A 25,047-nucleotide genomic window follows, 5' to 3' on the forward strand; every position below is an offset into this window, starting at 1 on the left:
TTCCAACAGTCGGCTTGATTCTTAAAGGAGGGATCGGAGCATGAAGGCATCACCCGAATGCGGACGTCACGTCCACGCGGTATCGGCCGATCTCATCGCTCGGGGAATTCAGCGCCGTGAGGCGCAGGAGAATGCGCCGTTGCCGTGTGAATGGGCGCCGATGGCCGAACAGCCGGAAATGCGCACCTCGTCCACCTGATCACCGCCGTACGCCCGCCCACGGTATTCAACGTCAAGGAGGCACATCATGACCACGCCTTCACGGGACTCTTCATCCCACGGCGGTGAGACTGAGCAGGGATCCCTGCCGCACGGCCTGATGCACACCGTCAAGGGCCTGGGTCCCGACGTGTCCGACGACGGTCTCTCGGACATCGCCACCGGCATGTGACCTCTTCAACCCACCCGATCAACGAGCACAGAAAGTCAGTAGAGATCATGCGCCTTATCAACCGGAATGACCACGTGTTCGACAACATCGTGCAGTCTCAATTCGAGATGTACCGCAATGGCACGGTCATCGGCGTGGCCCGATACCAGATGCGAGGAGACCGCATCGTGTTCATGCTCTGCCAGACCAGTCCTGCCTGCTCCCGGCTTGAAAGAAGGTCCTTCTACCTGTCCGCGATCCGGGACGCCCACCACCGGCATCTGCGGATCGACATCACCTCGCGGTCCATGGCGGAGGAACTGCGTCTTCCCCGGCCCGAGCGGGAGATGTCCCTGAGCGCCTGATCCGTTCACCCCGGCACTCCGTCGGGTCCGGCCGAAACACCTTGCCCGGCCGAGCGGAGCGCACTCCACAGTTTTCAAGGAGATGATGCAGTTGGCACAGATACAGGAAGAGATCGACGTCAGAGCCCCGTTATGGCTCAGCTATGAGCAATGGGCCGAGTTCGAACTCCTTCCACGGTTCCTGAAGCACCTGGTGTCGGTCGAGCGGCAGGACGAGGCGCCAGTCCTCCTCACCGCCGAGGTCGACGGCAAGCACCGGACCGTCAACACGACCATCGAGGAACAGCGCCCGGATCGCCTGATCCGCTGGGACTGCAGTGATGGCCTCGAAAGTCATGGTCAGTTGCTCTTCGACTCCTTGGAGCCGGAGCTCACGCGGATCACCGTGGACGTCATCTGGGATCCGCGGGAACCGTCGGAACACACCGTCTCGTTGTTCCGGCTGGAACCGGCGAGCGTGCGCGAGGATCTCGAGCGGTTCCGGGACTTCGTGGAGAAGCGCCATGAGGAACGCAAGACGGCGCGGGCCCATCAGGACGATGCGCATCCGCTGACCGGGCCGCTGCTGCTCAAGGAGACACGGCGGGAACCGGCCCTCATCGGCGACGTCACCACGCGCCTGGCCGGCGACGACCACCCCAAGGACCCCTCCGGAACACTGCCGTACGGCGTGGGGTTCGCCTCACAGGACACTCCTGGGTCGGATCGCCCGGAGATGTCGATCGTGCTCTGACCGCAGGACCTCCACGACCGGCTCGACGGCGGGTCCGCACTCCCCCGGGAAATACGGAAGGGCCGCCGCACCCACGGTGCGGCGGCCCTTCCGACGTGACGCGGGCTGCGCGTCACGAGCACGACGTCAGCTGCGCGGAGAGGCGAGCTCGGCGTCGTCGTCCTTCTCGTGGCCGTCCTCCACCAGCGGGACCGGAGCGTCCGACGCCGGAGCGCCGCCGAGGCGTTCGGCCTCCAGACGCTCGGCCTCCTCGCCGCCCACGGCCTCACCGCGGGCGACCATGCCGGCCGTGTCGGAGAGCGGGATCTGCTTCAGCGTGATGGCCAGAAGCAGCGCCACGGCGATGAACGGGATGAGGTACCAGAAGACCGGTGCCAGGGAGTCGGCGTAGGCGTTCACGATCGCATCCCGGACGGCCGAGGGCAGCTGGGAGAGCGTCTGCGGATCCAGCGTGCTCGTGGCGTGCGACGCCTGCTCGGTCGAGGCGCCGGCGCCGGTGAAGGCCTTGGTCAGTGAATCCGCCAGGCGCGTGGTGAACAGCGAACCGAACACGGCGACGCCGAGGGAGGCGCCCACTTCGCGGAAGTAGTTGTTCGTGCTGGTCGCGGTGCCGATCTGTTCCGCGGGCACCGCGTTCTGCACCACCAGGACGATCACCTGCATGATCAGACCGAGGCCCGCGCCGAAGATGAACAGCTGGATGCAGATGACCCAGATGGGGGTCGCCGCGGTCAGGGTGGTGAACCACAGCATCGCGGCGATGGTGAGCGCGGCGCCGAGGATCGGGAACATCTTGTACTTCCCGGTCTTGGAGATCCGGATGCCGGAGTAGATGGACGTGCCCATCAGGCCCACCATCATCGGCAGCATCAGGAGACCGGAGACCGCCGCGGAGGTCCCGGAGGACATCTGCAGGAAGGTCGGCACGAAGGCGATGGCCGCGAACATGCCGAGGCCGAGGGTGAAGCCGATGGCCGTGGCGTTGATGAAGATGCGGTTCTTGAACAGGCTCAGCGGGATGATCGGATCCTCGGCCTTGCGCTCGACGAGCACGAAGAGGACCGCGGCCACGAGCAGACCCGCGCCGAACAGCCACGTGGTCGGCGAATCCCAGCCCTCGTCCTTCTTGCCGCCGAAGTCGGTGAAGAAGATGAGGCAGGCGGTGGCGGCGGAGAGCAGCAGCACGCCCAGGATGTCGATGCGCTTCTCCGCCTTCTTGTTCGGCAGGGTCAGCGTGAACCAGGCGATGGCGAAGGCGGCGATGCCGATCGGGATGTTGATGTAGAAGGCCCACTCCCAGGTGAGGTGGTCCACGAAGAAGCCGCCCAGGAGCGGACCGGCGACGGCGGACAGGCCGAAGATGGCGCCCAGCGGGCCCATGTACTTGCCGCGGTCCTTGGCCGGGACGATGTCCGCGATGATCGCCTGCGAGAGGATCATGAGACCGCCGCCGCCCAGGCCCTGGATGGCGCGGAAGACCACGAACATCCAGAAATCGGTGGCGAAGGCACAGCCGACTGATGCCGCGGTGAACAGGCCGATGGCCACGAGGAAGAGGTTGCGACGGCCCAGGACGTCACCGAACTTGCCGTAGATGGGCATGACGATGGTGGTCGCGAGCAGGTAGGCGGTGGTGATCCACGCCTGGTTCTCCACGCCGCCGAGCTTGCCGACGATGGTCGGCATCGCGGTGGAGACGATCGTCTGGTCGAGGCTGGACAGCAGCATCCCGGCGATCAGGGCCGAGAAGATGATCCAGATTCTTCGTTGGGTCAGCAGCAGGGGTTGCGCTGCCTTGGTGATGGTGCTCATGGGCGTTCCTCGGTGGTGTCAGGAGAGGGGGTGTCAGAAGACGTGGTGTCGAAGGATTGGTCGAAGAGTGCGCGGGCCGCCCGGAGATTCCGCTCCAGGAGCTCGCCGTACGGAGTGGTGTTGTCCTCGGAGAAGAAGCTCTGATTGGTCTTCTTGCAGACGGCGCTGAAGACCGTGACGGCCATGACGATCTCTGGATGGTCCGCAGGAAGGCCCTCCCGGGCGGCGACGAGCTCCGTGAACTGCCGTTCGCGGGACTCCCCCTCCGCGGTCAGGCGGCTCAGGAGCTGAGGTTCGGCGGCGATGGCCGCGATCAGCTGCCGGATCTCCGTCGGGCTGACGGCGGAACGGGTCACGATGTCCACCGTGAAGCGGAAAAGGGCTTGCAGCAGAGTCCCGGAGATCCGGCCCTCCTCGCGGCGAGGGTTGGCCGCGAAGGTTTCCAGCGCATCGTGGGGCAGTTCGTCCGAGAAGGCGCCGATCACGGCGTCCTCCTTGGTGTGGAAGTAGTTGAAGAAGGTGCGCCGGGAGATGTCGGCCTGTTCGCAGACTTCCTCCACGGTGAAACCGTTCAGGCCTCGGGCTGCCGTGAGGGACCGGGCGGCGGCGGTGATCGCCTGCCGTGTGGCCGCGCGCTTGCGCTCCCGCAGGCCTCCGTCAGAATTTGCACTATTACTCACAAAGTAAATTTTTGCACTATTGGTTGCCTGGTGCAATCTTTTACTCGTGAGGGGCTCATCACACTCCTCCGCGCTTTCTCTGCGAACGACGACGGCGCCGCTCACCTTCAAGGTGAGCGGCGCCGTCGTCGTCAGTGCAGTGAGTGGCGTTCAGTGCCGTGGCCGGTGTGGGCGTGCGGGGTTCACTCCGCCTGCCACAGCTCGATGCGGTTGCCCTCCGGGTCCGTGACCCAGGCGAAGCGGCCGACCCCCTCCATCTCCTGGACCTCGTCCGCGACGTTCGCGCCCTGCTCCTTGAGCTGTGCGATCATGGCGTCCAGATCCCGGACACGGAAGTTCAGCATGGTCTGCTGGGTCGCGGAGCCGAAGTACTCGGTGTCCGCGGGGAAGGCGGCGAACACCGTGGGACCCGCTTCCTGCCGCCAGAGACCGTACTGGTCGAAGTCCAGACCCAGGACGTCCCGGTACCAAGCGGTCAATGTCTCGGGGCCGGCCGATCGCACGAAGTGCCCGCCGATGCCTGTCACGCGTTCCATGAAGCCAGCATGGCATGACGGCAGGGCGGGGTACAGGGCGTGTTCGCCCTAGGTTGCCGGGTTCAATGGCCGAGGATCGCCTGAATCGCGTCGACACTGACTTGATAGGCCTCTGAACCCGGCCGGATGATGGCGAGATGGTCTCCCTCGACCTGAATCAGCCGGGCATCGGCACCTGCCGTCTGCGCTGCTGTGACGTATTGCTGGGACAGGGAGAAGGGAACGATCTTGTCCAGGCCGGAGTGCAGGGCGATGAGCGGCACGCTCAAGGGGAGGTTCTTCAGCGGGTCCGCCTGTTCGTACACCGCCGGGTTCTCCTCTGGCGTGGCGCCGAGGAAGTTCACGGTGGCGCCGTCGCCGATCCCCAGACGTGCGCTCTCCGTCAGGGCCAGGGGACCAGCCTGGCTGACCACCCCCGCCACCTCGACGTGTCCCGCAGCCCAGGCGGCCAGCTGTCCTCCCGCCGAGTGACCGAGAAGGACCACGGGGAGCCCGCTCACCGAGGTGCCCTCCAGGGCGCGGATCCCGGCGACGATGTCTTCGCCCGTCGCGGGCCAGCCGCCGTCGCCCTCGCTCTCGGAGTCACCGACACGGCGGTACTCCAGGTTGAACACGGCGAACCCGCGGGCCGCCAGGTCCTCCGATTCGTCCACGGTGTCCAGCGCGGTGTAACGCTCACGCCAGAAACCGCCATGGATCGCGACCACTACACCGCGCGGTTCCCCGGCGGGAAGGTACAGGTCTCCCCACTGGTCTTTTCCCGGTCCGTACTGGATTCTCTCCGGCATATCGGCTCCCTCTCGTGACGGTTCAGCGGACCGGACCCCGGCCGGGCCGCGCGTGATCGCGACGGCTTGGGGCAAGGGTAGGACCGGGGCTTGTCACAGGGCGAGTCGAACGGGGTCCGCGAACACCCGAAACGCGCAACAGCCCCGGAATCGCCGTGATTCCGGGGCCGTTGAAGGTAGGGGCACTGGGACTTGAACCCAGGACCAAGGGATTATGAGTCCCCTGCTCTAACCGGCTGAGCTATACCCCCTCGGGGCGCCGCCACAGAGTCGCAGACCCCGAAACGGCACCCGGACAGTCTACCCGGCAGCCGCCGTCGTACCTGTCACGGAGACGCGCCCCGAAGGGCGCACAGACTCAGACCTGGAGGTCCTCGTAAGCGGCACCGCGGTAGATGTCCTCGAAGGTCTGCAGCGTGTTCTCCAGGCTGTGCTTCTGGACCATCTCGTGGCTGGCGTCGCCCATGGCCTTGCGGGCCTCTTCCGGCTGGTCCAAGACCAGGCGGATCTTCTCCGTCAGGTCCACCACGTTGTTCGGCTCGAACAGGTAGCCGTTCACGCCGTCCTCGGCCAGGTGCGGCAGCGCCATGGCATTCGCCAGCACGACGGGCGTGGAGGCGCTCATGGCCTCGAGCGTCACCAGGGACTGGAGCTCGGCGGTGCCCGGCATGCAGAAGAGATCGGCGCGGATGTAGGCGCGGCGCAGCTCGTCGTCGGGCGCCAGTCCGAGGAACCGGACACGGTCCCCCAGGCCCAGCGAGGCCACGAGCTGCTCGAGCGCCGGACGGACCTCGCCGCCGCCCACGATCTCCAGGTGGACGTTCAGCTCCTTCGGGAGCCGGGCGACCGCCTTGATGAGGACGTCGATGTTCTTCTCTTCGGCCAGGCGGCCTGCGAACAGGATGGTGGGGTACGGGTTCTTCTCCACCACTTCGCCGGGCTGCAGCTCGTACGCCGGGGTGTCGATGCCGTTGGAGAGCGGCAGCACCTGACGCAGGAAGGCGTGCTGGTGCATGGCCTTGGCCGCGAGCGGCGTCGGGGTGGTGACCACATTGGCCTGCCCCATGACCTTGCCCATGTCCTTCCAGGAGATGCGCCCCACGATGTCCTTGAACCACTGCGGGAACGGCAGGAACGGGTTCAGATTCTCCGGCATGAAGTGGTTGGTGGCCACCACGCGGATGCCGCGCTTCACCGCCTCGTACAGCACGTGCTCGCCGATCATGTAGTGGCTCTGAATGTGGACCACATCCGGCTGCACCTTGTCGAAGAGGAGCGCGATCTCCTTCTTGATCTCCCAGGGGAAGGTGATGCGGAACGAGTCGTGCGTAGGAACCGCGTGGGAGCGGATCCGGTGCACCGTGCCCTCCGGACGGAATTCGGTGTAGCTCTTGCCCTTGTCCGCGCGAGCGGCCAGGACGTGCACCTGGTGCCCACGAGCGGTCATGCCCTTGGCCAGACGGTAGCCGAACTGCGCGGCCCCGTTCACATGCGGCGGATAGGTGTCCGCGGCGATCAGGATGGTCAGGGGCTTACTGCCGTCGGTGGACGTCATGGGTGAGGTTCTCCTGGCGTTGGTGGGTCGCGGGCTGTGGCCCTAAGCCGATTTACCGGCCGATTTCCGTGCAGCTTCCTTCTTGCGCTTGGTCACCTCGGGATGGTGACGGGACAAGGCGATCACCCCAACGATAGCAAGGCAGGCCGCCGCGATCATGGATATCCCGATGACCGGCTGCACATCGGGACGCAGCTCACCGAGAATGGTGACGCCGATCGCAATGCCCACGATGGGATCGATCACGGTCAGGCCGGCGATCACCAGGTCCGGCGGTCCCCCGGAGTACGCGCTCTGCACGAACCAGGACCCCAGGCCACCCGCGGCGGCGATGGCCACCACCGTGTACCACGGCACGTTGAGCAGGAACTGTCCGTTCGGATCCAGCAGATGGCGGCCGATGATGCGGGTCAGCACCGCCACGAAACCGAACAGCACGCCGGCGCCGAGAATGTAGACGAACGCGTTCAGCCGATGCCGGAATCCCACTGCCAGGGATCCGAACACTCCCACGGCCAGGACCAGCAGCAGCACGACCGCCAGTTCGTCCGACGCCGCCACATGGTGGTTCTCTTGCGTGGCGTTGACGGCCAGCAGGACGAACAGGGCGGAGCCGGTGACGCAGGCCGAGATGGCCACCACGGTGGCGCGGTTGATCTTGAGGCCCTGATCCTTGGAGTTGACGATCGTGGTGATGACCAGCGCGATCGCCCCGATCGGCTGGATCACCGTCAACGGCGCGGAGATCAAGGCGATGCAGTTCATGATCATGCCGCCGGCCAGCAGCGCCAGGCCCAGAAGCCAGCGGGGATTGCGCAGAAGCCGCACGAAACTGCTGGACCCGAGGGCCAGGCCACCGGTGTCGGCCTTGACCGCGCTTCCCTGGCGCTGGGCGCCGATCGCCAGGCAGAAGGCGCCCAGGATCGCCAGGATGACTGCGAACCAGATCACCGGCCCTCACCGTCCTTCTCCCCCGTCTCAGGGCGCCCGACGACGCCGCCGGACACACCGCCGTCGTCGTCAGGTGCCGTGGTGCCGGAGTCAGCCGCGTCCCGGTGGCCGGCGACGCGCGCCTCCCGCACGGGGCGGCCTTTGCGGATGATCGCCGAGAAGTAGCCGATGGCCGCGATCCAGTGACCCACCAGACCCAGACCGAGCAGGATCCACGCGGTGACCGCGAGCGCGGGCCCACCCGTGAGTTCGGAGAGGACCAGCAGCGGGGTGCCGACCAGGAGCAGCGCAGTCCGGACCTTGCCCACCACGCTGACGGGAAGGTCGGGGTGGCTGCGGAAGTACAGAAGGGACGCCGTGCCCAGAATCAGATCAGGAACCAGCAGCGCGGCCAGGTACCACCAGGCCACCACGCCAGCCAGCACCAGGGTCACGGCGACGGCGATCAGTGCCAGGCGGTCGGCGGCCGGGTCCAGGATCCGGCCCAGTCTCGAGGTCTGGTCGAAGCGGCGGGCCACATAACCGTCCACCCAGTCGGTGGAGCCCATGATGGCCAGGACCGCCACGGCCCAGCCGTATTCGTGGACTCCCAGGACCAGCCACATGAAGAGCGGCACACCCAGGAATCGCACCACCGTGAGGATGTTGGGCACCGTGAGGATGCGGTCATGGTCGACTTGCGGCACGCCAGGGCGTGCGCCAGCGCCGATGAGCTTCATCCTCCCCCTTCCTCAGTGCGAATCCGATGAACCAGCCCGGCCTCAGCCGGGAAGGCGTCAGGACTTGATGAGCTTGCGCAGGAGGACCACGAAGGCGGTTCCGGCGGCCACGGCCACGGCGATGGGCTTCCAGCGCTGGGCCAGCTCACCCGCGATTCCGCCGTTCTCCCCACTGGTGGCGCCGGCGAAGCGCTGCTGTGCGGACTCGCGGACCGACTCGGCCCGTTCCTTGACATCGGCCACCAGGCCCTGTGCCTGGGTCTTGACATCGAGCTGGGCGCCCAGGTCGTCGCGGATGCCGGTCAGGTGGGCACGGCGCTCGTCCAGCCGTGCCAGGATCTGCTGCTGGGTGGGGGCGGGACCCTCTTCCGCCAGCTTCTGCTTCGCCTTGGCCTCCGCTTCTTCGCGGGCCTTGGCCTTGGCTTCCGCCTTCGCCGCGGCGGCGGCCTTGGCGGCGGGCGACTCCGGATCGAGGATGCTGGCGTCGTAGGCGCTGCCTTCCTTGACGATCCCGAGATCGTGCTTGATGCCACGGATGGCCTCGGCCGGCATCAGCGGCATGGCGGACTTGAGCTTGAGGAACCCGAACAGCCCGCCGATCCCGGCGATGATCAGGAATGCGGCGGACACGATGAGAGCCGCGAGCCACGCCTGCATGATGGTGGCAAGCCCCATGATCGCGGCGACCACCAGTGCGATCACCAGCAGGCCCACGAACAGGAGGGCTGCGACGAAGCCGGCGGAGGCGATGCCTACCTTGACGCCCTTGTCCTTGAGCTCCAGCTGGGCCAGCGTGATCTCGTCCTGGATCTGGCGGGGCAGCAGCTGGGCCGCGCTCCTGGCCGTCGCCGGAAGCGCCTTGAGGCTTGTCTGGGGCCGTACGGTGCTCGCATGGCGTCCGCTCATCAGTTTCGCCTCACATCGACTCGACGGATAGAAAGGGCCGTGACCGTGATCACGGGGGCGGGATGCCGACCGCTGGAGGACGGCCCCGCCTTGGACAAAACTATCATTGCGCCACGGTGGCGGCAGTTCCGCCGTGGGCATGTTCATCTGCGTTCACCTGCGCCGCAGCCTTCCCTCACACCTTTCAGGCCCGCATCAGCCGCTTAAGATAGTGGGGGTGACCACCCCCACCCTTTCCCTTGGCTCCGCCATGTCCCGACGCCAGAAGATCACCTACGTCCTGATTCTCGGCGCCCTGACCGCGCTGGGTCCGTTCACCATCGATCTCTACCTTCCGGCCTTCCCCGCGATCGAACGGGACCTCGGCGTGAGCCAGGCGGCCGTGCAGCTGACGCTGACGGGCACCACCGTCGGATTCGCCCTGGGACAGCTGCTGGTGGGTCCCCTCAGTGACAAGGTGGGCCGGCGGGTCCCATTGCTCTGTGCCACCGCCCTCCACATCCTGGCTTCGGTCGGCGCATCCTTCTCCCACGACATCGTGCCGCTGGGCATCTTCCGCGTCCTCATGGGCATCGGCGCGGCCGGCGGAGGCGTGGTCTCCATGGCGATGGTCCGCGACCTCTTCGCCGGATACTCCATGGTGCGGATGTTCGCCGCCATGTCGCTGGTCAACGGACTGGCGCCCATCCTCGCGCCGGTGATCGGCTCGCAGCTGCTCCTGATCACCCCGTGGCCGGGCATCTTCGTTTTCCTGGCCGGTTACGGCGCCCTGGTGCTCCTGGGCTGTCTGTTCCTGGTGCGTGAAACACTGCCCGCGGAACGCCGTCGCGCGACCGGCACCAGCGTGCTGAGTCACTACCGCGTGCTGTTCACCGACCGGATCTTCGTGGGCGTGCTCATCATGGCCGGCATGAACTTCGCGGGCCTGTTCTCCTACCTCTCCGCTTCCCCGTTCCTGCTGGAGAAGATCTACGGCTTCACCCCGCAGCAGTACGGCTACCTCTTCGGCATCAACTCGCTGGGCATCGTGGCCGGCGTGCAGATCAGTTCGCGGCTCATCAAGAAGGTGGGGCCCCAGTGGATCCTGGCGTTCGCCACGGTGGGCCAGATCGTCTCCGCTCTGCTGATCATCGTGTCGGACGTCTCCCATGCGGGGCTGCTCGGCCTGGCGATCCCGCTGTGGTTCTACATCATGTGCACCGGTTTCTGCTTCCCGTGCGTCCAGGTGCTGGGGCTGGCCAGCCATGGCGACCGCGCCGGGACCGCGGCCTCGCTGCTGGGCGCCAGCACCTTCCTCACGGCGGGTCTCCTCTCCCCCGCGGTCGGGCTGCTCGGCACCGATTCGGCCGTGCCGATGGCCGCGATCATGATCGCCTGCATCGGCGTCGGCATTCTGAGTCTCTGGCTGGTCATCCGGCCCCGTTCGGTCCCGGCGATCGCCTAGGCTGGCCACATGACCGACGACGACGCACCCCGCCGGCGCCGCCCCTCCCCCTTGCGCGGGGCGAGGGAGCGTGCGCGGGCCTTGCGTGCGTCGGGAGCCCGGGTGGCGGCCCCCTGGCGTCGCGACCCCACCGACTCCACGGCCCGGAAGAAACCCCACCGCAACGGACGTGGCCTCTTCGTCGGCGCGGTGATCGGCGGCGCGCTGGGCTACTTCGCGGGCCGGGCGATCGGCCAGGGCGCCCTCGGGATCGTCTTCGGCGCGCTCATCGGCGCCGCGGTCCTCTACCGGCTCAACCCGGGCCCGCGGGGCGGGAACCGGAAGTGAACCCGCACGTGGACCGAGGGATGGACCCGAGCGTGGACCCCGGCGGACCGCCTCAGCCCTGACGCGCCGACGCCGTGGCAGGATGACGGCATGGCTCTTCCCACCCCCACGCTGGACACCGCACGGCTCCGTCTGCGGCCCGTCGCGGACACCGACGCGGACGACCTCTTCGCCCTGAACAGCGACGCCGAGGTGCTGCGCTACTGGGACTCCCCACCCTGGACGGACCGGTCCGCCGTCGAGCGCTTCCTCGCAGGATCGCGCCGCATGGCGGAGGACGGCACAGGTGCCCGCCTCGTGATCGAACGGGGCTCCGACCAGGCATTCCTCGGCTGGTGCACGTTCAACGGCTGGAATCCCACCTTCCGCAGCGCCTCCCTCGGCTACTGCTTGAGCCGCACCGCCTGGGGCCAGGGATACGCGACCGAGGCCGCCGGCGCTCTCCTGGGATGGGCGTTCGGGGCTCTGGACCTCAACCGCGTGCAGGCGGAGGCCGACACCCGGAACGGAGCCTCGGCCCGGGTGCTCGAAAAACTCGGGTTCGTCCGGGAGGGCACGCTGCGCGAGGACTGCATCGTCAACGGCGTCGTCTCCGACTCCTGGGTCTACGGGCTGCTGCGCCGCGACTGGGAGAAGCAACGCACCCTCGGGTGACCGCCGCCGTCCACGTGGGTCCTCAGCCCTCACCGCTTCCCACTGACGTCCCAGGGCAAAGAAAAACCCCGGGTCAGCGGCCGTTTTCAGGCCGCCCACCCGGGGCGAAAGCTCCTCCTGCTGGACTTGAACCAGCAACCCTTCGATTAACAGTCGAATGCTCTGCCAATTGAGCTAAGGAGGATCGAAGCGAGTAAGACGTTACCAGAGCTTCGGCCCGAACATGAAATCGGGAGCCCTCCACCACGTACTCACTCCCCCGCGGGGCCCTCACTCACAACACTGCACTTTCACCCACAGGAATCTCCGAGGCCCGCCGTGGCAACGTCAGGCGGGAGAAGAGCACCGCGGCGGCCAGGATGAAGATCACCCCGAGCAGATAGGGCGCCACATGCGCGATCCCGCTGTACAGCAGACCGGCGACGATCGGCGCGACCATCTGAATGGCGAACCCCACCGCCTGGAGCGCTCCGGCCACCCGGCCCTGTTCGTCGTCGCCCACTGAGCTGGAGATCAGCCCGTCCAAGGGCGCCTGCGTCAGGCCCTGGGAGGCGCCGAACATCAGCACGCCGACGATGAGCAGCCAAGGCTGCGCCAGCACCGAGGCGAGGATGACGAGGGACGCGCAGCCGACGGCCTGCCCCAGGATGCCGATCACGATGGTCTTCTTCTCGCCGATCCTGGGCAGCAGCACAGCCAGCAGTCCGCCCTGGACCGCGATGTCCAGGACGCCGATGACGGCAACCAGGAAACCGATCTGCGCCGCGCTCCAGCCGACCGAGTCGATGGCCAGCACGCTGAAGTTGTTCGTGAAGAACGCGAACGGGATCATCATCAGCGCGAACACCAGCAACAGTCCGCGCAGGCCGGGGCGGCGGAAGGCATCGGACATGACCTTCACGGGGTGCAGCTCCTCCAGGGTCAGCTTCGGCGAGCGGCTCTCCGGGGTCAGCGATTCGGGCAGCAGGAAGATCGAGAGGATCGCCACCAGCAGGGCGACGGCGGCCGTGGCGAAGACCGGCAGGCGGATGTCGATCGCGGAGAGCAGGCCGCCGAGGGCCGGGCCGATCATGAAGCCGACGCCGTTGAGCGCGCCGAGGAGCCCGAAGCGTTTGGCGCGGTCCTTCGCCGGGGTGATGTCCGCCGTGTAGGCGAACAGCGCGGGCATGTCACCCGCGGTGATGCCCTGGATGATGCGTCCGAGCAGGAGGATCCACAGGGCTCCCCCGAAGCCGAAGACCAGGTAACCGACCACCGCGCCGAGGGACGCGATGATGATGACCTGCCTGCGGCCCACCCGGTCCGAGAGCGCCCCGAGGAAGGGGGCTGCCAGGAAAGCGCACAGAGCGTTCACACCTTCAAGTACACCCACCCAGATGGCGAGGTTCGGATCGCCGTGCGGCAGATAGTCCTGCACGATGAACGGCATGACGGGCAGGACGACGGTGAAGCCGATGACGGAGAGCATGGTCAGCGTCACGAGCATGAACCAGGCGCGCCGCGACGCCTGCGGTGAGGGCGGGGGCGAGGCGGGGAGTGAGGATTCCGAGGGCATGAAGTCAGAGTAACACTGAAACTAGAGTCATTCTAGTTTTAGAGCAACTATGCTGTATTCATGGTCGGAACATCAGTCCCCGGACGCCGGGAACGCAAGAAGGCGGCAACCCGCAAAGCGATCTCAGACGCGGCACTCGAGCTCTTCCTGGACCGAGGCTTCGATTCCGTCACGATCAAAGAGGTGGCGGAACGGGCCGACGTCTCCCTCGCCACGGTCTACGCCCACTTCCCCCAGAAGGAAGCCCTGGTCTACGACGAGGACGACGAGATCCGGGACGCCCTGCTGGCCGCGGTCAGGAACCGGAAGCCGGGGATGACCATCTGCGCGGCGATCCACCAGTGGCTCCGCGAGGTCATGGAGGAACACGAGAAGTACGCGGCCCACGTGGCCGCCTTCGACGCGATGGTCCAGGCCGCGCCGTCGCTCCGGGAGTATGAGCGGTCCATGTGGATGCGGCACGAGAAGGCCCTGGTGCAGACCATCGCCGACGAGCTGGGCCGGCCCGCCGCCGATCCGTTCATCCAGGTGTTCTCCCACTACGCCCTGGAGACCTGGGCCTTCCTGGACCGCACGGACGACCCGGCGGCATCCCTCAAGGCGACGTTCGAGCTCCTGGAGCCGGGCTGGTCGGCTTTCGAAGAACGCGTGACAAGCGGCCGCTGAACCGGGCGGGTAGTCTGACGCCCATGACGGGACATGAGACGGACACCACGCACGAACCTACCCACCGGCCGAAAGGCGACGGGACCTTCGGCCCACTGCTGGTCGGCGTCGGGCTGCTGCTGGTGGCGATGGATGCTTTCGTGACCGGTGGATTCCGCGTCTCCATCCTCGGAGGGCTCCTGGTGGTCGTGGGCTGCACCGAACGCCTGGTCGGGGCTCTACGGGCCGCACAGGACGCGAGGAAGCCGTCGGAGGCTCCGGGGCAGAGGCCGGCGGACCGCTGAGGCGCCGGCCCCACCCGTGGTGCGGGCAAAGAAAAACCCCGGGTCAGCGGCCGTTTTCAGGCCGCCCACCCGGGGCGAAAGCTCCTCCTGCTGGACTTGAACCAGCAACCCTTCGATTAACAGTCGAATGCTCTGCCAATTGAGCTAAGGAGGATCGAAGCGAGTAAGACATTACCAGAGCCGGGGCCCGAACATGAAATCGGAACTCCTCATCCGACCGGACCGGCGCCGTACCTCAGGCGTTCTGGCGCAGTGACCGGCGCTGCATCTCCAGGGTGAGCAATTGCCGGTTCAGATCCTGGACGGTGGCCGCGTCGGCGTCGGCGCCCATGCGCTGCAACTGACCCAGCAGGTCGGCCTTCTGCCGCGTGATGCCGAGCTCGAACAGGCGGGCCAGGATGTCCCGGCAGGCCCGCAGCAGGGCGTCCTCGTCGGGCGCCGGGATCATCGCGACCGCCAGCTCCGACACCAGGCCCCGCAGCGGCTCCGGCACCTCTTCACGGACCGTCTCCACCCACGTCACCGGATCGGCGCCGCGTGCGGAGCCGACGGCCCGGATGGCCGTGTGGACGGCCTGGTAGGCGGGCACCACGAAATGAGCCTCGGAGAACATCCGCCAGTGACGCTCGTCCAGCACCTGGGGCTGCTGCAGGGCGACCTCCAGCGACTGACGCTCCATGGCCGCCGCCGGGTCCCGCGGATCCGGACGGCCGTACAGCGACGAACTCTCCGCCGGTTCCTGTGCCGCCGCTCCCCCGTGATCGGACGACGACGGCGCCGCCGAGGCCCGCCGCGCGGCCGTCTGCACCGCGCGGGACACCTCCTCCATGGACATGCCCAGCCAGCCGGCCAGTTCGCGGGTGTACGCGGGACGCAACGACCCGTCCCGGATCCGGGCCACGATCGGCGCGGCCTCCCGCAGGGCCTGGACCCGTCCCTCCACGGTGTTGAGATTGTGCTTCTTCAGGCCCACTCGGATGGCGAACTCGAACAGCGGCCTGCGGCTGTCGATGAGATCCTTCACAGCCTGGTCGCCCCGGTGCTGCCGGAGTTCACAGGGGTCCGCGCCGGACGGCTCGACCGCCACGTAGGTCTGCGCCACGAATCGCTGGTCCTCCTCGAAAGCGCGCAGGGCCGCCTTCTGGCCCGCGGCGTCGCCGTCGAAGGTGAAGACCACTTCGCCGCCCGTGCCGTCGTCCGAGAGGAGACGGCGGACGATCTTGATGTGGTCCCCGCCGAAGGCCGTGCCACAGGTCGCGACGGCGGTGGTGACACCCGCGAGGTGACAGGCCATGACGTCCGTGTAGCCCTCGACCACCACGAGCTGCCGACCGCGCACGATGTCCCGCTTGGCCTTGTCGATCCCGTACAGGACCTGGGATTTCTTGTAGAGCGGGGTCTCCGGGGTGTTGAGGTACTTGGGGCCCTTGTCGTCCTCGAAGAGCTTGCGCGCGCCGAAGCCGATGACGTCGCCCGTGATGTCCCGGATGGGCCAGATCAGGCGCCCCCGGAAGCGGTCGTACAGCCGTCCAGACCCTTCGCGGCCCGTGGAGAACATGCCGGTCTGCACCAGTTCGTCGTCGCGGAAGCCCTTGGTGCGCAGGTGGCCGAGCAGCCCGTCCCAGCCCTGCGGGGCGAACCCCACACCGAAGGACCCGGCGGCGGCGCGGTCGAAACCGCGTTCGGCGAGGAACCGTCGGCCCTCGATGGCGCCGGGCGTCAGGAGCTGGGCGGCGAAGAACTCCGCGGCGATCTTGTGGGCGTCCAGGAGCTTCTGGCGCTTGCCCACATCCTCGCGGCGCGGCCCGGTGCCGCCGTCCTCGTAACGGAGCTCGATGCCGACCTTGGCCGCGAGCTTCTCCACCGTCTCGCTGAAGGAGAGGTGGTCCATCTTCTGCACGAAGGAGATGACGTCGCCGCTCTCACCGCATCCGAAGCAGTGGTACGTGCCCACTTGAGGGCGGACGTGGAAGCTCGGGCTCCGCTCGTCATGGAAAGGACAGAGCCCCTTGAAAGAGCCGATGCCCGCGCTGCGGAGGGTGACGTACCCGTCCACCACCTCTTTGATGTCGGTGCGCTGGCGGACCGCCTCGATGTCTTCCCTTTTGATCAGTCCAGCCACGGTTCCATCCTAGTCCGGCTGGCAAGCCGGGATGGCCGCGGGGGGTGGGGCGGCCCGGGGACGGCCGCCCGCGGGATCACCAGAGCGACGGCAGGCTGCCCACCAGGCGTTCGTGCAGGCTCAGCGCCGATCCGTCCGTCAGCGACGCCACCTGGTCGATGACGACTCGGAAGCGCGCGTCGTCGCTGTCCGCGGCGCGCCAGTCGGCGGCGAACATGGGCTCCAGATGCTTGTCCCCCGTGGCGGTCAGCGCGCTCACGAGAGCCCGGAGCACCTCCTGCTGCCGCTCGTAGATCGGCTGACGGTGGTCCGTGGTCATGACGAACGTGGTGGCCAGGCCCTTCATGACGGCGATCTCCATGACCGTCTCCTCGGGCACCATCAGCTGTCCGTTGTACCGGGTCAGGGGGTCCGGGCCGTAGACGGACCGCGTGGCCTCGAGCGCGCTCTGGCAGAACCGTCCGATCAGCTGACTCGTCATGTTCTTCAGGGCGGCCATCGACTTCCGGCTGCCGTCGGCCTCCCGCACCCAGACGGCGGTCTTCTCGAGACGGCTCAGGGCTTCGTCCACCTCCGCCGGGTCGGCCTGCGGGAGGTACCACTGACGCGTGTACCCCACCACGCGGGCCCGATGATCGGGATTGTCCATCCAGCGCAGCTGGAAATGGCCCGCCACCACGGCGTCCTCCACGTCGTGCACGGAATAGGAGATGTCGTCGGCCAGGTCCATGACCTGCGCCTCGATGCAGGTCTGGCCCGCGGGGGCGTTGTCCCGCACCCAGTCGAAGATGGGGAGATCGTCCTCGTAGGCGCCGAATTTGCTGGTCCGCCGTCCGTTGATCACAGGAGCGTCCACGGCCTGCCAGGGGTACTTGCAGGAGGCGTCCAGGCTGGCGCGCGTCAGGTTCAGCCCGGCAGGCGTTCCGTCCGGCGCCACGACCTTCGGCTCCAGGCGGGTGAGCAGCCGAAGGGTCTGCGCGTTGCCTTCGAAGCCGCCGATGTCGTGGGCGATGTCGTTCAGGGCCGACTCGCCGTTGTGGCCGAACGGCGGGTGCCCCAGATCGTGCGAGAGGCAGGCGGTGTCCACCACGTCCGGATCGCAGCCCAGGGCCCGGCCGAGTTCACGGCCCACCTGGGCCACCTCCAGGCTGTGGGTCAGCCGGGTCCGCACGAAATCATCCGTGTCGGGGGCCACCACCTGGGTCTTCGCCCCGAGACGGCGCAGGGCGGAGGAATGGAGCACCCGGGCCCGGTCCCGTTCGAAATCGGAGCGGTAGGTGTTCTTGGCAGGCTCCGCGACCCAGCGTTCGGAAGCGTGGGCCGGGTACTGTGCGTCACTCACGCCCTCAGTCTAGTCAGAGCAGGGCCTTCTCCCCCGGCCTGTGACGCGGCAACGCGCGGATTTTCCGCGGACTTCACCTCTGAGCGGAACGGACCCGGGGTGCTCAGGTCCGGGCGAGCGTCCCGATGTCCTCCAGGAACGCCTCACGGACCTCTTCGCTGACCGTGGCGCGGGTGTCCGCGATGGTCTCCAGATAGTCCCGCGTGGTGGGACCGCGCCGCCCCGCGCCACCGGCGGACGTGGCGCCGGGCGTGGCGCCGCCGTCGTACACCGCCTTCTCCAGCGCACGCTGGGACGCGCTGCGCGCCGCGAACTCGATGTCCGCCGGGGAGAAGCCCTCGCTGCGGTCCACCACGGCCTGGACGTCCACCTCCGGCAGCACGCTGGACGGGATGAACCGCTGCCACATGGCGGTCCGGGCCTCTTCATCGGGAAGACCGATGGGGATCACGTAGTCGAAGCGGCCGTGCCTCAGGAAGGCGGAGTCGAGAGACCTGATGAAGTTCGTGGCGCACACCAGGAGACGGCCGGGCTGATCACGGAATGCCGGAATGATCTTGAGCAGTTCATTCGTCACCCCCTGCAAAGGCGACGGCGGCTCCCCCGAACGCTGCGCGGCGATCTCCTCCACCTCGTCGATGAACACCACGGCGTGCTCCAGCTCGGCGATCTCCAGGAACGTCTCCCGCAGGGCACCGGCCAGACCGGCCGGATCGGCGGCGAGCCGCGACGGGAACACCTCCACGAACGGCCACTCCAGCCGGGAGGCGATGGCCTTGGCGAAGGTGGTCTTGCCGGTTCCCGGCGGGCCGAAGAGCACGACGGCGCGCGGCGGCACCACGCCGAACTCCTCCGCCAGCTCGCCTTCCGCCAGCGGCAGCACCAGCCGCCGCTCCAGGAGCTGCTTCTCCCGGGTCATGCCCGCCACTTTCTCCCAGAGATCGCGGGGCAGGATCCGGCCGCCGAGCTGCTCCAGCGCCCCGAGTTCGGCCCGCTGGATGGGGATCCTCCGCTCGTAGTACCGCAGATCGGCTTTCACCTCGAAACCGCGATTGAGGAACGCCTCCACGCGCGTCTCCTGCGTGGGCATGAGGGCGGAGAGCTTATTCAGGCCGAGGGACGCCATGCGCTGTTCGACGGCGGCGAGCAGCGAGGTCCCGATGCCCTGTCCATGCCAGGAATCCAGTGTGGCCAGGAAGACGATCCAGCCCTGATCATGAGCCGCGCGCCCGACGGCGGCCCCCACCACCGTCTCGCCGTGCACTGCGACCACGGCATGGTCCTTCTCGCAGGACGCGAGCACCTCGGCGAGGTCGTAGACGGACTCGATGCCGGACGCCTTGAGGGACTCCCAGAGGTGCAGGATCCCCTCGACATCGGAGGCATGGAAATCACGGATCTTCCACGTGGTCATGGTCATCAGCTCCTTCGCCGGCGTCGTCGCCCGGGTGCCGACATCATGCCATGAGCCGCACCGGCGGAGCCAGGGTCGTTCGGCTAGATCAACCAACCGTTCTCCGAGGCGATCCGCGCCGCGTCGCTGCGGGTCCGGCCCCCGGTCTTCGCCATGGCCGACGACAGGTGATTCCGCACCGTCCCCTCCGACAGGAACACCTCGCGGGCGATGTCGGCCACCGTCCCGCCCCCGGCGGACACCCGGAGCACGTCGACCTCGCGGGCGGTCAGCGGGGACTCACCCGCCACGAGGGACTCCGCCGCCAGGGAAGGGTCGATCACCCGCAGTCCGGCGCGCACCTTGCGGACGGCCTCGGCGAGCTGCCGGGCCGGGGTGTCCTTGACGACGAATCCGGCGGCGCCGGCCTGCAGCGCACGGCGCACGTAACCGGGCCGGCCGAAGGTGGTCACCATGAGCACCCGGCAGCCCGGCACCTCCCTCCGCAGCCGCTCCGCCGTGGCCAGCCCGTCCAGGCCCGGCATCTGCACATCGAGGAGCGCGACGTCGGCGCTGTGCTCCCGCACGGCCACCAGCGCCGCTTCGCCGTCCTCCGCCTCGGCCACCACCTCGATGTCGTGTTCCAGTCCCAGGAGGGCGGCGAGCGCACCCCGCACGAGGGCCTGGTCGTCCGCGATCACCAGGCGGATCGCACCGTCCTGCGTCATCGTCTACATCACCACCGTGAGGCGGAATCCGCCCAGTTCCGAGGGACCCGTGCTGAGGGTCCCGCCCGCTTGCCTGACCCGTTCGGCCAGGCCGTCCAATCCCGTGCCCCGTCCACTCCACTGGCCGCTCCACGGTGAGGTTCCGGGCGCCGGCTCCGGTTCCGCGGAGCCCGCCGGGACCGCAGGGCGCCACGCGCCGTCGTCGTCCACCTGCACGCCGTCCGGGGAGAGGGTGATGCGGCAGCGCGCCGCCTGGGAGTGGCGGACCACATTGGTGACGCCCTCGCGCACCACCCAGCCGAAGAGCTCGCGGTGGGCGGCCGGCACCTGGTCCACCGAGCCCGGCAGTTCCGCGTCGATCCCGGCGGATGCGAGCGCGCCGCGCGCCTGGGCCAGCTCGGCCACGACGTTCACTCCCCGGTACCCGGCCACGGTGGCCCGCACATCGGCGAGGGCGCCGCGGGCCAGGTCCTCGATCTCCTCCAGTTCCCGGGCGGCACGGCCGGGGTCGGCGTCCAGGAGCCGGCCCGCCAGTTCGGCCTTCACGGCCACCACGGTCAGGGAGTGCCCCAGGATGTCATGCATGTCCCGTGCCATCCGGTCCCGCTCTGCGGCCACGGCAGCGACGGCCAGGTCCTTCCGGGTGGCCTCGAGCTGCTGACGGAGTTCGATCTGCCGGGCGAACGCCATCATCATGAAGCCGAGGGACAGGACGAGCGATGCCTGGAAGAACCCGGCCTCGGCCTGGCCGTTCAGCCCTTGGACCAGCAGCGAACCGACGGCCAGGCCTGCGATCATCAGGAACCTCCAGCGCACCGGCAACGGCATCATGGCCACGGCACACGCCAGGAAGGTCCAGGTCCACAGGGCGGCCAGCCCCAGAGCGACCGCCACCAGTCCGTTGCTGAGCAGCAGAGCGAGCACCACCAGGACGGCCGCTCTGACCCGGTCCTCGGTCGTCTTCCGGGACCAGGCGTACAGCGGTCCCACGGCATAGCAGGCGAAGAACAGCACCGTCAGCCCGGTGATCAGGATCTTGTCGCCGAAGGAGTGCGTGGGATCGGCCCAGACCGTGGTGTACGTGGGCCAGGTCCACAGGACCAGGGAGAACCCGGCGCCGATGAGCCAGTTCCGGGGCCCCGCCCCCGAACGCCAGGTCACCAGTCCGCCGGGCTTCCCCCGAGTCTTTTCCATGAGAACCAATCTAGGGCTCAGACGCGCTGGGTGTCTTTGCGGAAGGCCAGGGCCGCACCGGTCACGAAGACAGCGAGCCATACCACCGCGTTCAGGACCCAGAGCCAGTCCCAGTTCCCGGTCAGAGGGCTCCGGGCGATCTGCCCGATGCCGTACGCCGGGGTCCACTTGGCGATCCCCACGAACGTGTCCCCCATGATCTCCACCGGCATGAACAGCCCGCCGAGCATCGCCATGATGGCCAGCACCGGACCCAGGAGCTGCATGACGTTCTGGCTCGGCATGAGGTAGCCGACCATGAGGCCGAGAGCCGCGAAGACGAGCGAGCCCAGCCAGGCGGCCAGGCCGGCCACCACCAGGGTCCCGGCGTCCAGGTGCACGCCGAACAGGGATCCGATCACGAACTGCGCCACCACGGCGATCAGGCTCATGGCCAGAGCCGCCGCGGCCTTGACCATGATGTAGGCTCCGGGGCGCAGCGGCGTCAGACGGAGCTGCCGCGACCAGCCCTGTGCCCGTTCGACCGCCACCTGGGAGCCGGACGCCGTGGCCGAGGTCATCGCCGCGTACACGGTGAGGCTGATGAGGATGTACTCGCCGTAACTGTGCGTGCCGCCCGGGAGCATCTGGTTCTTGTTGGACAGACCGAAGATGGCGAAGAAGAGGGCCGGGATGGCGATGGTGAAGATTAGGGTCCGGCGGTTGCGCAGGAGCCGCTTGATCTCGATCCAGAGGAAGGTGCCGTTGATCCCGCCGGCGGCGGGCTTGCGGTCCACCAGCTGGATCTCCGCCAGAGGGTCTGCCGCGGTGCTGCTGGGAACGCTCATGCCTGGGCCTCGCTTCCGGTGTGGTGCTGGCCGACGACGGCGGGTTCGGCATCGTCGCTGGTGAGGGCCACGAAGGCGTCCTCGAGGTTGTTCGCGCTGACCTCGACGTCATGCGCGTCGGTCTCGGCCAGGAGGAAGCGGAGCACGGCGTCCGAATCCTGGGAGCGGATGGTGACCCGGGCGCCGTCGTACTCCACGGAGTCCACCTGGGGCAGCCGGACCAGCCGCGGGTCCTCGTGACTCAGCGCCGCACGGATGGTGCGTCCGGCGGCCAGATTCTTGATCTCGGCGGCGGTGCCATCGGCGACCACACGGCCCTGACGGACCAGGACGATGCGGTCCGCGTAGGCGTCCGCCTCATCGAGGTAGTGGGTGGCGAACACCACCGTCCGGCCGCGCTGCGCGTCCTGCCGGATGGCGTGCCAGAACTCGCGGCGACCGGTCACGTCCATGCCGGTGGTCGGTTCGTCCAGGATCATGAGGCCGGGGTCGGAGACCAGCGCCATGGCGAAGCGCAGGCGCTGCTGCTGGCCTCCCGAGCACTTCTCCACCCGGCGGTCGGCGAGATCCGCGATCCCGGCACGCTCCAGGACCTCCGCCACGGGCCGGGCCGAGTCGAACATGGCGGCCGTGAGCTGGACGGTCTCCTTGACGGTGATGTCCCGGAGCAGACCACCGGTCTGCATGACCGCGGCGACCTGACCGCGGGCGATGGCCTGACGCGGTGTCCCGCCGTACACCTTGACGCTGCCCTTCGTCGGCTCAGAGAGCCCGAGGATCATGTCGATGGTGGTGGTCTTGCCGGCGCCGTTGGGACCCAGGAAGGCCACCACCTCGCCGGGCTTCACCTGGAGATCCAGGCCGCGGACGGCGTGCACCGTCCCGAAACTCTTGTGAAGGCCCTGGGCGTCCACAGCCAGTAACTGGCTCATCATGTCCTCGCATTCCGCGTCTGCCGGATGGATCCGAAGAGCGAGTGCTCTTCCTGAGATCCATTCGACCTCGGACCGGGTGCGAGGACCCCGGCCGTGCGTCACGACCGGGGCATGACATCCGTCATGGCCGCGGCGGCCCCGGCCGAGTGAGAACAGCGGTCAGCCGCCCGAGACGTCCAGCTCGGCGGCCTTGATGGTGGCGCGCTGCTCGTCGTTCAGGCTGCGGCTCTCCAGCCACTTGTCGGGAAGCGCGGTCCGCTTCGGGGTGCCGGCGCGGCCGCGGGGGCCCTCGGCGTCGACGCCCGGGTACGGGGATTCCAGGTCCAGCTGATCGAGCAGTTCGCGCAGCGTCGCCAGGTCCGGGACGGCAGCTAGCTTGGCGCGCAGGTCCCCGCCCACCACATAGCCCTTGAAGTACCAGGCCATGTGCTTGCGGATGTCCCGCAGTGCCTTGCCTTCCTCCCCGAAGGTGTCGATCAGCAGCTCGGCGTGCCGGTACACGGCTTCCGACACTTCCCGGAGCCCGGGGCGGATGCGGTCGTCGCGCCCGTCGAAGGCGGCCTGCAGGTCGCCGAAGAGCCACGGACGGCCCTGGCAGCCACGGCCGACCACCACGCCGTCGACGCCGGTCTGGCGCACCATGCGCTCGGCGTCCTCGGCACTCCAGATGTCGCCGTTGCCCAGCACGGGGATGTCCGGAAGGGCCTCGCGCAGACGGGCGATGGCGTCCCAGTCGGCCTTGCCGGAGTAGAACTGGCTCGCCGTGCGGCCGTGCAGCGCGACCGCCGCCACCCCGGCGTCGCGGGCGATGCGGCCGGCTTCCAGGTAGGTGAGGTGGTCCTCGTCGATGCCCTTGCGCATCTTGATGGTCAGCGGGATGCCGCCCTTGGAGGCCTCGCGCACGGCGGTCTGGACGATCGCGGTGAAGAGGTCGATCTTCCAGGGCAGCGCCGAGCCGCCGCCGCGGCGGGTGACCTTGGGGACGGGGCAGCCGAAGTTCAGATCGATGTGATCCGCCCGCCCCTCCTCGACCAGCATGCGGACGGCCGCGCCGACCGTGACCGGATCGACGCCGTACAGCTGCACGGAGCGGACCGACTCGTCGTCGTCATGCTCGATGATCCGCAGCGATTCGGGCGAGCGCTCCACGAGCGCCCGGGAGGTGACCATCTCCGCGACGTAGAGGCCGCCGCCGAACTCGCGGCAGAGGCGGCGGAAGGCCTTGTTGGTGATGCCGGCCATGGGTGCGAGCACCACCGGGGTGTCAACGGTGATGTCGCCGAGCGTGAGGGGTGGCAGCTCGATTCTGGTGGGAAGCGCTTCAAGGGTCACCCCACCATTGTCCCGCACCGGTCCCGCACCGGCGCAAATCGCGTGCGCGGCCCCTGGTCAGGGGACGGGTGTCAGAGTCCGGCGGACAGCCTGCGGAAGGCCTCGACCGCCAGCGACGACGCCGGGTGGCGTGGCTCGCCGTCGTCGCCGGGCGGGGCGGGGGTCACGCCCGCCGCCCAGGCTTCCAGCGCGACGCGGATGGCCGCCGTGGCGGCGGTGGCGTGGAGCCGGACCAGCAGGCAGTCCTCGGATCCGAGCCGTTCCGCCATGACGGCCAGCAGCTCATTCTCCGAGCGCGCGTTGACCACCGCCCAGACCCCTGCCAGCTCCGGGTCCTCCTCCGCGGCGATCAGGAGGTCACGGACGAGCTCCATCCCCTCCGCGGCCTCCCGGTCCTGCGGGTTGAGCACATGACGGATGGCCTGGGCCACGGCGTCCTTGCCGTCCGAGTCCGCGGGCGCCGAACGCAGGGCAGCCTGCCACTGTTCGGCCCCGATCTCCAGGAGGGGCGCGATGGCCTCCTCCTTGGTGCGGAAGTACCGGTAGAAGGTCCGCAGGGAGATGCCGGCGCGCGCCGCGATCTCTTCGGCCGTCGTGGCGACCACCCCCTGTGCGGTGAAGAGCTCGGCCGCCGCCGCGGCGAGCTCCATCCGTGTCTGGGCGCGACGACGCTCCCTCAGGCTGGGCTGTTCTGCTTCCACTCCGTGATGGTATCTCAACCGTCTTGACCATGACCTTTTTTGCCATCTTGGCACGCCGTGCCATTGAGCGTAGGCTGGAGGCATCGCCAGGGCCGAACGGCCCTGGCTTCCCAGGATCGGCCGGATCC

26 protein-coding genes, 3 tRNA genes and 1 pseudogene are annotated in these 25,047 nt (G+C 68.2%); 9 read left to right on the top strand and 21 right to left on the bottom strand.

From position 1 onward, the window contains the following. Window positions 1–40: 40 nt before the first annotated feature. The 4 genes from AB4Y75_RS08255 to AB4Y75_RS08270 all read left to right on the top strand — a co-directional run bounded on the left by AB4Y75_RS08255 (window position 41) and on the right by AB4Y75_RS08270 (window position 1,468). Window positions 41–199: a hypothetical protein gene (locus tag AB4Y75_RS08255; RefSeq protein WP_441435395.1), complete on the top strand. Its 159-nt coding sequence runs from the start codon at window positions 41–43 to the stop codon at window positions 197–199. Between the two features lie 48 nt (window positions 200–247). Continuing rightward, window positions 248–391, top strand: coding sequence for a hypothetical protein (locus AB4Y75_RS08260; protein WP_441435396.1), 144 nt, complete (start codon window positions 248–250; stop codon window positions 389–391). Window positions 392–438: 47 nt separating this feature from the next. After that, on the top strand, window positions 439–735 hold the full coding sequence (locus AB4Y75_RS08265; protein ID WP_441435397.1) for a hypothetical protein: 297 nt from the start codon (window positions 439–441) through the stop codon (window positions 733–735). Between the two features lie 91 nt (window positions 736–826). Further along, the gene (locus AB4Y75_RS08270; RefSeq protein ID WP_441435398.1) at window positions 827–1,468 is read left to right on the top strand and encodes an SRPBCC family protein; all 642 of its coding nucleotides are present in this window, start codon (window positions 827–829) and stop codon (window positions 1,466–1,468) included. Between the two features lie 126 nt (window positions 1,469–1,594). On the opposite strand, the gene AB4Y75_RS08275 is transcribed toward AB4Y75_RS08270, so the two are convergent. The 9 genes and pseudogenes from AB4Y75_RS08275 to AB4Y75_RS08315 form a co-directional block, all read right to left on the bottom strand. After that, on the bottom strand, window positions 1,595–3,280 hold the full coding sequence (locus AB4Y75_RS08275) for an MDR family MFS transporter (RefSeq protein WP_441435399.1): 1,686 nt from the start codon (window positions 3,278–3,280) through the stop codon (window positions 1,595–1,597). Then, the gene (locus AB4Y75_RS08280) at window positions 3,277–3,960 is read right to left on the bottom strand and encodes a TetR/AcrR family transcriptional regulator (protein ID WP_441435400.1); all 684 of its coding nucleotides are present in this window, start codon (window positions 3,958–3,960) and stop codon (window positions 3,277–3,279) included. Before AB4Y75_RS08280 ends, AB4Y75_RS08275 begins: the two co-directional genes overlap by 4 nt. Window positions 3,961–4,142: 182 nt before the next feature. After that, window positions 4,143–4,496, bottom strand: a complete 354-nt coding sequence (locus AB4Y75_RS08285; protein WP_441435401.1) for a VOC family protein — start codon at window positions 4,494–4,496, stop codon at window positions 4,143–4,145. A 62-nt stretch (window positions 4,497–4,558) separates the two neighbouring features. Next, a complete protein-coding gene (locus AB4Y75_RS08290; RefSeq protein WP_441435402.1) occupies window positions 4,559–5,284 on the bottom strand; it encodes an alpha/beta hydrolase family protein in 726 nt (241 codons plus the stop codon). Between the two features lie 177 nt (window positions 5,285–5,461). Then, window positions 5,462–5,535: transfer RNA gene (locus tag AB4Y75_RS08295), tRNA-Ile, on the bottom strand. Between the two features lie 107 nt (window positions 5,536–5,642). Next, window positions 5,643–6,839, bottom strand: a complete 1,197-nt coding sequence (locus AB4Y75_RS08300; RefSeq protein ID WP_441435403.1) for a glycosyltransferase — start codon at window positions 6,837–6,839, stop codon at window positions 5,643–5,645. Window positions 6,840–6,881: 42 nt separating this feature from the next. Further along, entirely contained in the window at window positions 6,882–7,790 is a 909-nt protein-coding gene (locus tag AB4Y75_RS08305) for a DMT family transporter (RefSeq protein WP_307496384.1), read from the bottom strand. 125 nt (window positions 7,791–7,915) lie between these two features. After that, window positions 7,916–8,509 (bottom strand): annotated as a pseudogene (locus AB4Y75_RS08310) (CDP-alcohol phosphatidyltransferase family protein); the annotation flags it as partial. Between the two features lie 57 nt (window positions 8,510–8,566). Beyond that, window positions 8,567–9,415 (bottom strand): phage holin family protein, encoded by an 849-nt coding sequence (locus AB4Y75_RS08315; protein WP_441435404.1) that lies wholly within the window; start codon window positions 9,413–9,415, stop codon window positions 8,567–8,569. Window positions 9,416–9,665: 250 nt separating this feature from the next. Here AB4Y75_RS08315 and AB4Y75_RS08320 point away from each other — a divergent pair, with 250 nt between their 5' ends. The 3 genes from AB4Y75_RS08320 to AB4Y75_RS08330 all read left to right on the top strand — a co-directional run bounded on the left by AB4Y75_RS08320 (window position 9,666) and on the right by AB4Y75_RS08330 (window position 11,840). Next, window positions 9,666–10,859 (top strand): multidrug effflux MFS transporter, encoded by a 1,194-nt coding sequence (locus AB4Y75_RS08320; protein ID WP_441435767.1) that lies wholly within the window; start codon window positions 9,666–9,668, stop codon window positions 10,857–10,859. 9 nt (window positions 10,860–10,868) lie between these two features. Continuing rightward, window positions 10,869–11,186, top strand: a complete 318-nt coding sequence (locus AB4Y75_RS08325; protein WP_441435405.1) for a GlsB/YeaQ/YmgE family stress response membrane protein — start codon at window positions 10,869–10,871, stop codon at window positions 11,184–11,186. Between the two features lie 90 nt (window positions 11,187–11,276). Beyond that, window positions 11,277–11,840, top strand: a complete 564-nt coding sequence (locus AB4Y75_RS08330; protein ID WP_441435406.1) for a GNAT family N-acetyltransferase — start codon at window positions 11,277–11,279, stop codon at window positions 11,838–11,840. A gap of 111 nt (window positions 11,841–11,951) precedes the next feature. Here the strand turns inward: AB4Y75_RS08330 and AB4Y75_RS08335 are convergent. Together AB4Y75_RS08335 and AB4Y75_RS08340 are read right to left on the bottom strand one after the other, a co-directional pair. After that, window positions 11,952–12,024: transfer RNA gene (locus AB4Y75_RS08335), tRNA-Asn, on the bottom strand. 90 nt (window positions 12,025–12,114) lie between these two features. Beyond that, complete coding sequence (locus tag AB4Y75_RS08340) at window positions 12,115–13,395, bottom strand: MFS transporter (protein ID WP_441435407.1); 1,281 nt, start codon at window positions 13,393–13,395, stop codon at window positions 12,115–12,117. Window positions 13,396–13,455: 60 nt separating this feature from the next. Between AB4Y75_RS08340 and AB4Y75_RS08345 the strand changes: the two genes are divergently transcribed. After that, entirely contained in the window at window positions 13,456–14,061 is a 606-nt protein-coding gene (locus tag AB4Y75_RS08345; protein ID WP_441435408.1) for a TetR/AcrR family transcriptional regulator, read from the top strand. Between the two features lie 23 nt (window positions 14,062–14,084). After that, complete coding sequence (locus AB4Y75_RS08350; RefSeq protein ID WP_441435409.1) at window positions 14,085–14,345, top strand: hypothetical protein; 261 nt, start codon at window positions 14,085–14,087, stop codon at window positions 14,343–14,345. Window positions 14,346–14,426: 81 nt separating this feature from the next. Here the strand turns inward: AB4Y75_RS08350 and AB4Y75_RS08355 are convergent. The 10 genes from AB4Y75_RS08355 to AB4Y75_RS08400 all read right to left on the bottom strand — a co-directional run bounded on the left by AB4Y75_RS08355 (window position 14,427) and on the right by AB4Y75_RS08400 (window position 24,919). After that, window positions 14,427–14,499: transfer RNA gene (locus AB4Y75_RS08355), tRNA-Asn, on the bottom strand. An 81-nt stretch (window positions 14,500–14,580) separates the two neighbouring features. Further along, window positions 14,581–16,467 carry a DNA primase gene (gene dnaG, locus AB4Y75_RS08360; RefSeq protein ID WP_441435410.1) on the bottom strand — a complete coding sequence of 629 codons (1,887 nt, stop codon included), beginning with the start codon at window positions 16,465–16,467 and terminating at the stop codon, window positions 14,581–14,583. Window positions 16,468–16,543: 76 nt separating this feature from the next. Continuing rightward, a complete protein-coding gene (locus AB4Y75_RS08365; protein ID WP_441435411.1) occupies window positions 16,544–17,809 on the bottom strand; it encodes a deoxyguanosinetriphosphate triphosphohydrolase in 1,266 nt (421 codons plus the stop codon). A gap of 103 nt (window positions 17,810–17,912) precedes the next feature. Further along, window positions 17,913–19,223 carry an ATP-binding protein gene (locus AB4Y75_RS08370; protein ID WP_441435768.1) on the bottom strand — a complete coding sequence of 437 codons (1,311 nt, stop codon included), beginning with the start codon at window positions 19,221–19,223 and terminating at the stop codon, window positions 17,913–17,915. Window positions 19,224–19,306: 83 nt separating this feature from the next. Continuing rightward, window positions 19,307–19,930, bottom strand: coding sequence for a response regulator (locus tag AB4Y75_RS08375; protein WP_441435412.1), 624 nt, complete (start codon window positions 19,928–19,930; stop codon window positions 19,307–19,309). A gap of 3 nt (window positions 19,931–19,933) precedes the next feature. After that, window positions 19,934–21,124: a sensor histidine kinase gene (locus AB4Y75_RS08380; protein ID WP_441435413.1), complete on the bottom strand. Its 1,191-nt coding sequence runs from the start codon at window positions 21,122–21,124 to the stop codon at window positions 19,934–19,936. Between the two features lie 17 nt (window positions 21,125–21,141). Then, window positions 21,142–21,951 carry an ABC transporter permease gene (locus tag AB4Y75_RS08385; RefSeq protein ID WP_441435414.1) on the bottom strand — a complete coding sequence of 270 codons (810 nt, stop codon included), beginning with the start codon at window positions 21,949–21,951 and terminating at the stop codon, window positions 21,142–21,144. Then, the gene (locus AB4Y75_RS08390) at window positions 21,948–22,886 is read right to left on the bottom strand and encodes an ABC transporter ATP-binding protein (RefSeq protein WP_441435415.1); all 939 of its coding nucleotides are present in this window, start codon (window positions 22,884–22,886) and stop codon (window positions 21,948–21,950) included. Before AB4Y75_RS08390 ends, AB4Y75_RS08385 begins: the two co-directional genes overlap by 4 nt. 159 nt (window positions 22,887–23,045) lie before the next feature. Then, complete coding sequence (dusB, locus tag AB4Y75_RS08395; protein WP_441435416.1) at window positions 23,046–24,218, bottom strand: tRNA dihydrouridine synthase DusB; 1,173 nt, start codon at window positions 24,216–24,218, stop codon at window positions 23,046–23,048. Window positions 24,219–24,289: 71 nt separating this feature from the next. After that, a complete protein-coding gene (locus AB4Y75_RS08400) occupies window positions 24,290–24,919 on the bottom strand; it encodes a TetR family transcriptional regulator (RefSeq protein WP_441435417.1) in 630 nt (209 codons plus the stop codon). Window positions 24,920–25,047: the final 128 nt, after the last annotated feature.

It is taken from the genome of Arthrobacter sp. RAF14 (genome assembly GCF_052114185.1).
Classification (GTDB): Bacteria; Actinomycetota; Actinomycetes; order Actinomycetales; family Micrococcaceae; genus Arthrobacter_E.

Excerpts from the sequence above, each read along its gene's own strand:
- AB4Y75_RS08285 (WP_441435401.1), bottom strand. The coding sequence starts at position 4,496 with ATGGAACGCGTGACAGGCATCGGCGGGCACTTCGTGCGATCGGCCGGC.
- AB4Y75_RS08275 (WP_441435399.1), bottom strand. The coding sequence starts at position 3,280 with ATGAGCACCATCACCAAGGCAGCGCAACCCCTGCTGCTGACCCAACGA.
- AB4Y75_RS08265 (WP_441435397.1), top strand. The coding sequence starts at position 439 with ATGCGCCTTATCAACCGGAATGACCACGTGTTCGACAACATCGTGCAG.
- AB4Y75_RS08340 (WP_441435407.1), bottom strand. The coding sequence starts at position 13,395 with ATGCCCTCGGAATCCTCACTCCCCGCCTCGCCCCCGCCCTCACCGCAG.
- AB4Y75_RS08385 (WP_441435414.1), bottom strand. The coding sequence starts at position 21,951 with ATGAGCGTTCCCAGCAGCACCGCGGCAGACCCTCTGGCGGAGATCCAG.
- AB4Y75_RS08390 (WP_441435415.1), bottom strand. The coding sequence starts at position 22,886 with ATGATGAGCCAGTTACTGGCTGTGGACGCCCAGGGCCTTCACAAGAGT.
- AB4Y75_RS08300 (WP_441435403.1), bottom strand. The coding sequence starts at position 6,839 with ATGACGTCCACCGACGGCAGTAAGCCCCTGACCATCCTGATCGCCGCG.
- AB4Y75_RS08325 (WP_441435405.1), top strand. The coding sequence starts at position 10,869 with ATGACCGACGACGACGCACCCCGCCGGCGCCGCCCCTCCCCCTTGCGC.
- AB4Y75_RS08375 (WP_441435412.1), bottom strand. The coding sequence starts at position 19,930 with ATGACGCAGGACGGTGCGATCCGCCTGGTGATCGCGGACGACCAGGCC.
- AB4Y75_RS08350 (WP_441435409.1), top strand. The coding sequence starts at position 14,085 with ATGACGGGACATGAGACGGACACCACGCACGAACCTACCCACCGGCCG.
- AB4Y75_RS08320 (WP_441435767.1), top strand. The coding sequence starts at position 9,666 with ATGTCCCGACGCCAGAAGATCACCTACGTCCTGATTCTCGGCGCCCTG.
- AB4Y75_RS08290 (WP_441435402.1), bottom strand. The coding sequence starts at position 5,284 with ATGCCGGAGAGAATCCAGTACGGACCGGGAAAAGACCAGTGGGGAGAC.
- AB4Y75_RS08345 (WP_441435408.1), top strand. The coding sequence starts at position 13,456 with ATGGTCGGAACATCAGTCCCCGGACGCCGGGAACGCAAGAAGGCGGCA.
- AB4Y75_RS08260 (WP_441435396.1), top strand. The coding sequence starts at position 248 with ATGACCACGCCTTCACGGGACTCTTCATCCCACGGCGGTGAGACTGAG.
- AB4Y75_RS08380 (WP_441435413.1), bottom strand. The coding sequence starts at position 21,124 with ATGGAAAAGACTCGGGGGAAGCCCGGCGGACTGGTGACCTGGCGTTCG.
- AB4Y75_RS08330 (WP_441435406.1), top strand. The coding sequence starts at position 11,277 with ATGGCTCTTCCCACCCCCACGCTGGACACCGCACGGCTCCGTCTGCGG.
- AB4Y75_RS08255 (WP_441435395.1), top strand. The coding sequence starts at position 41 with ATGAAGGCATCACCCGAATGCGGACGTCACGTCCACGCGGTATCGGCC.
- AB4Y75_RS08315 (WP_441435404.1), bottom strand. The coding sequence starts at position 9,415 with ATGAGCGGACGCCATGCGAGCACCGTACGGCCCCAGACAAGCCTCAAG.
- AB4Y75_RS08370 (WP_441435768.1), bottom strand. The coding sequence starts at position 19,223 with ATGACCACGTGGAAGATCCGTGATTTCCATGCCTCCGATGTCGAGGGG.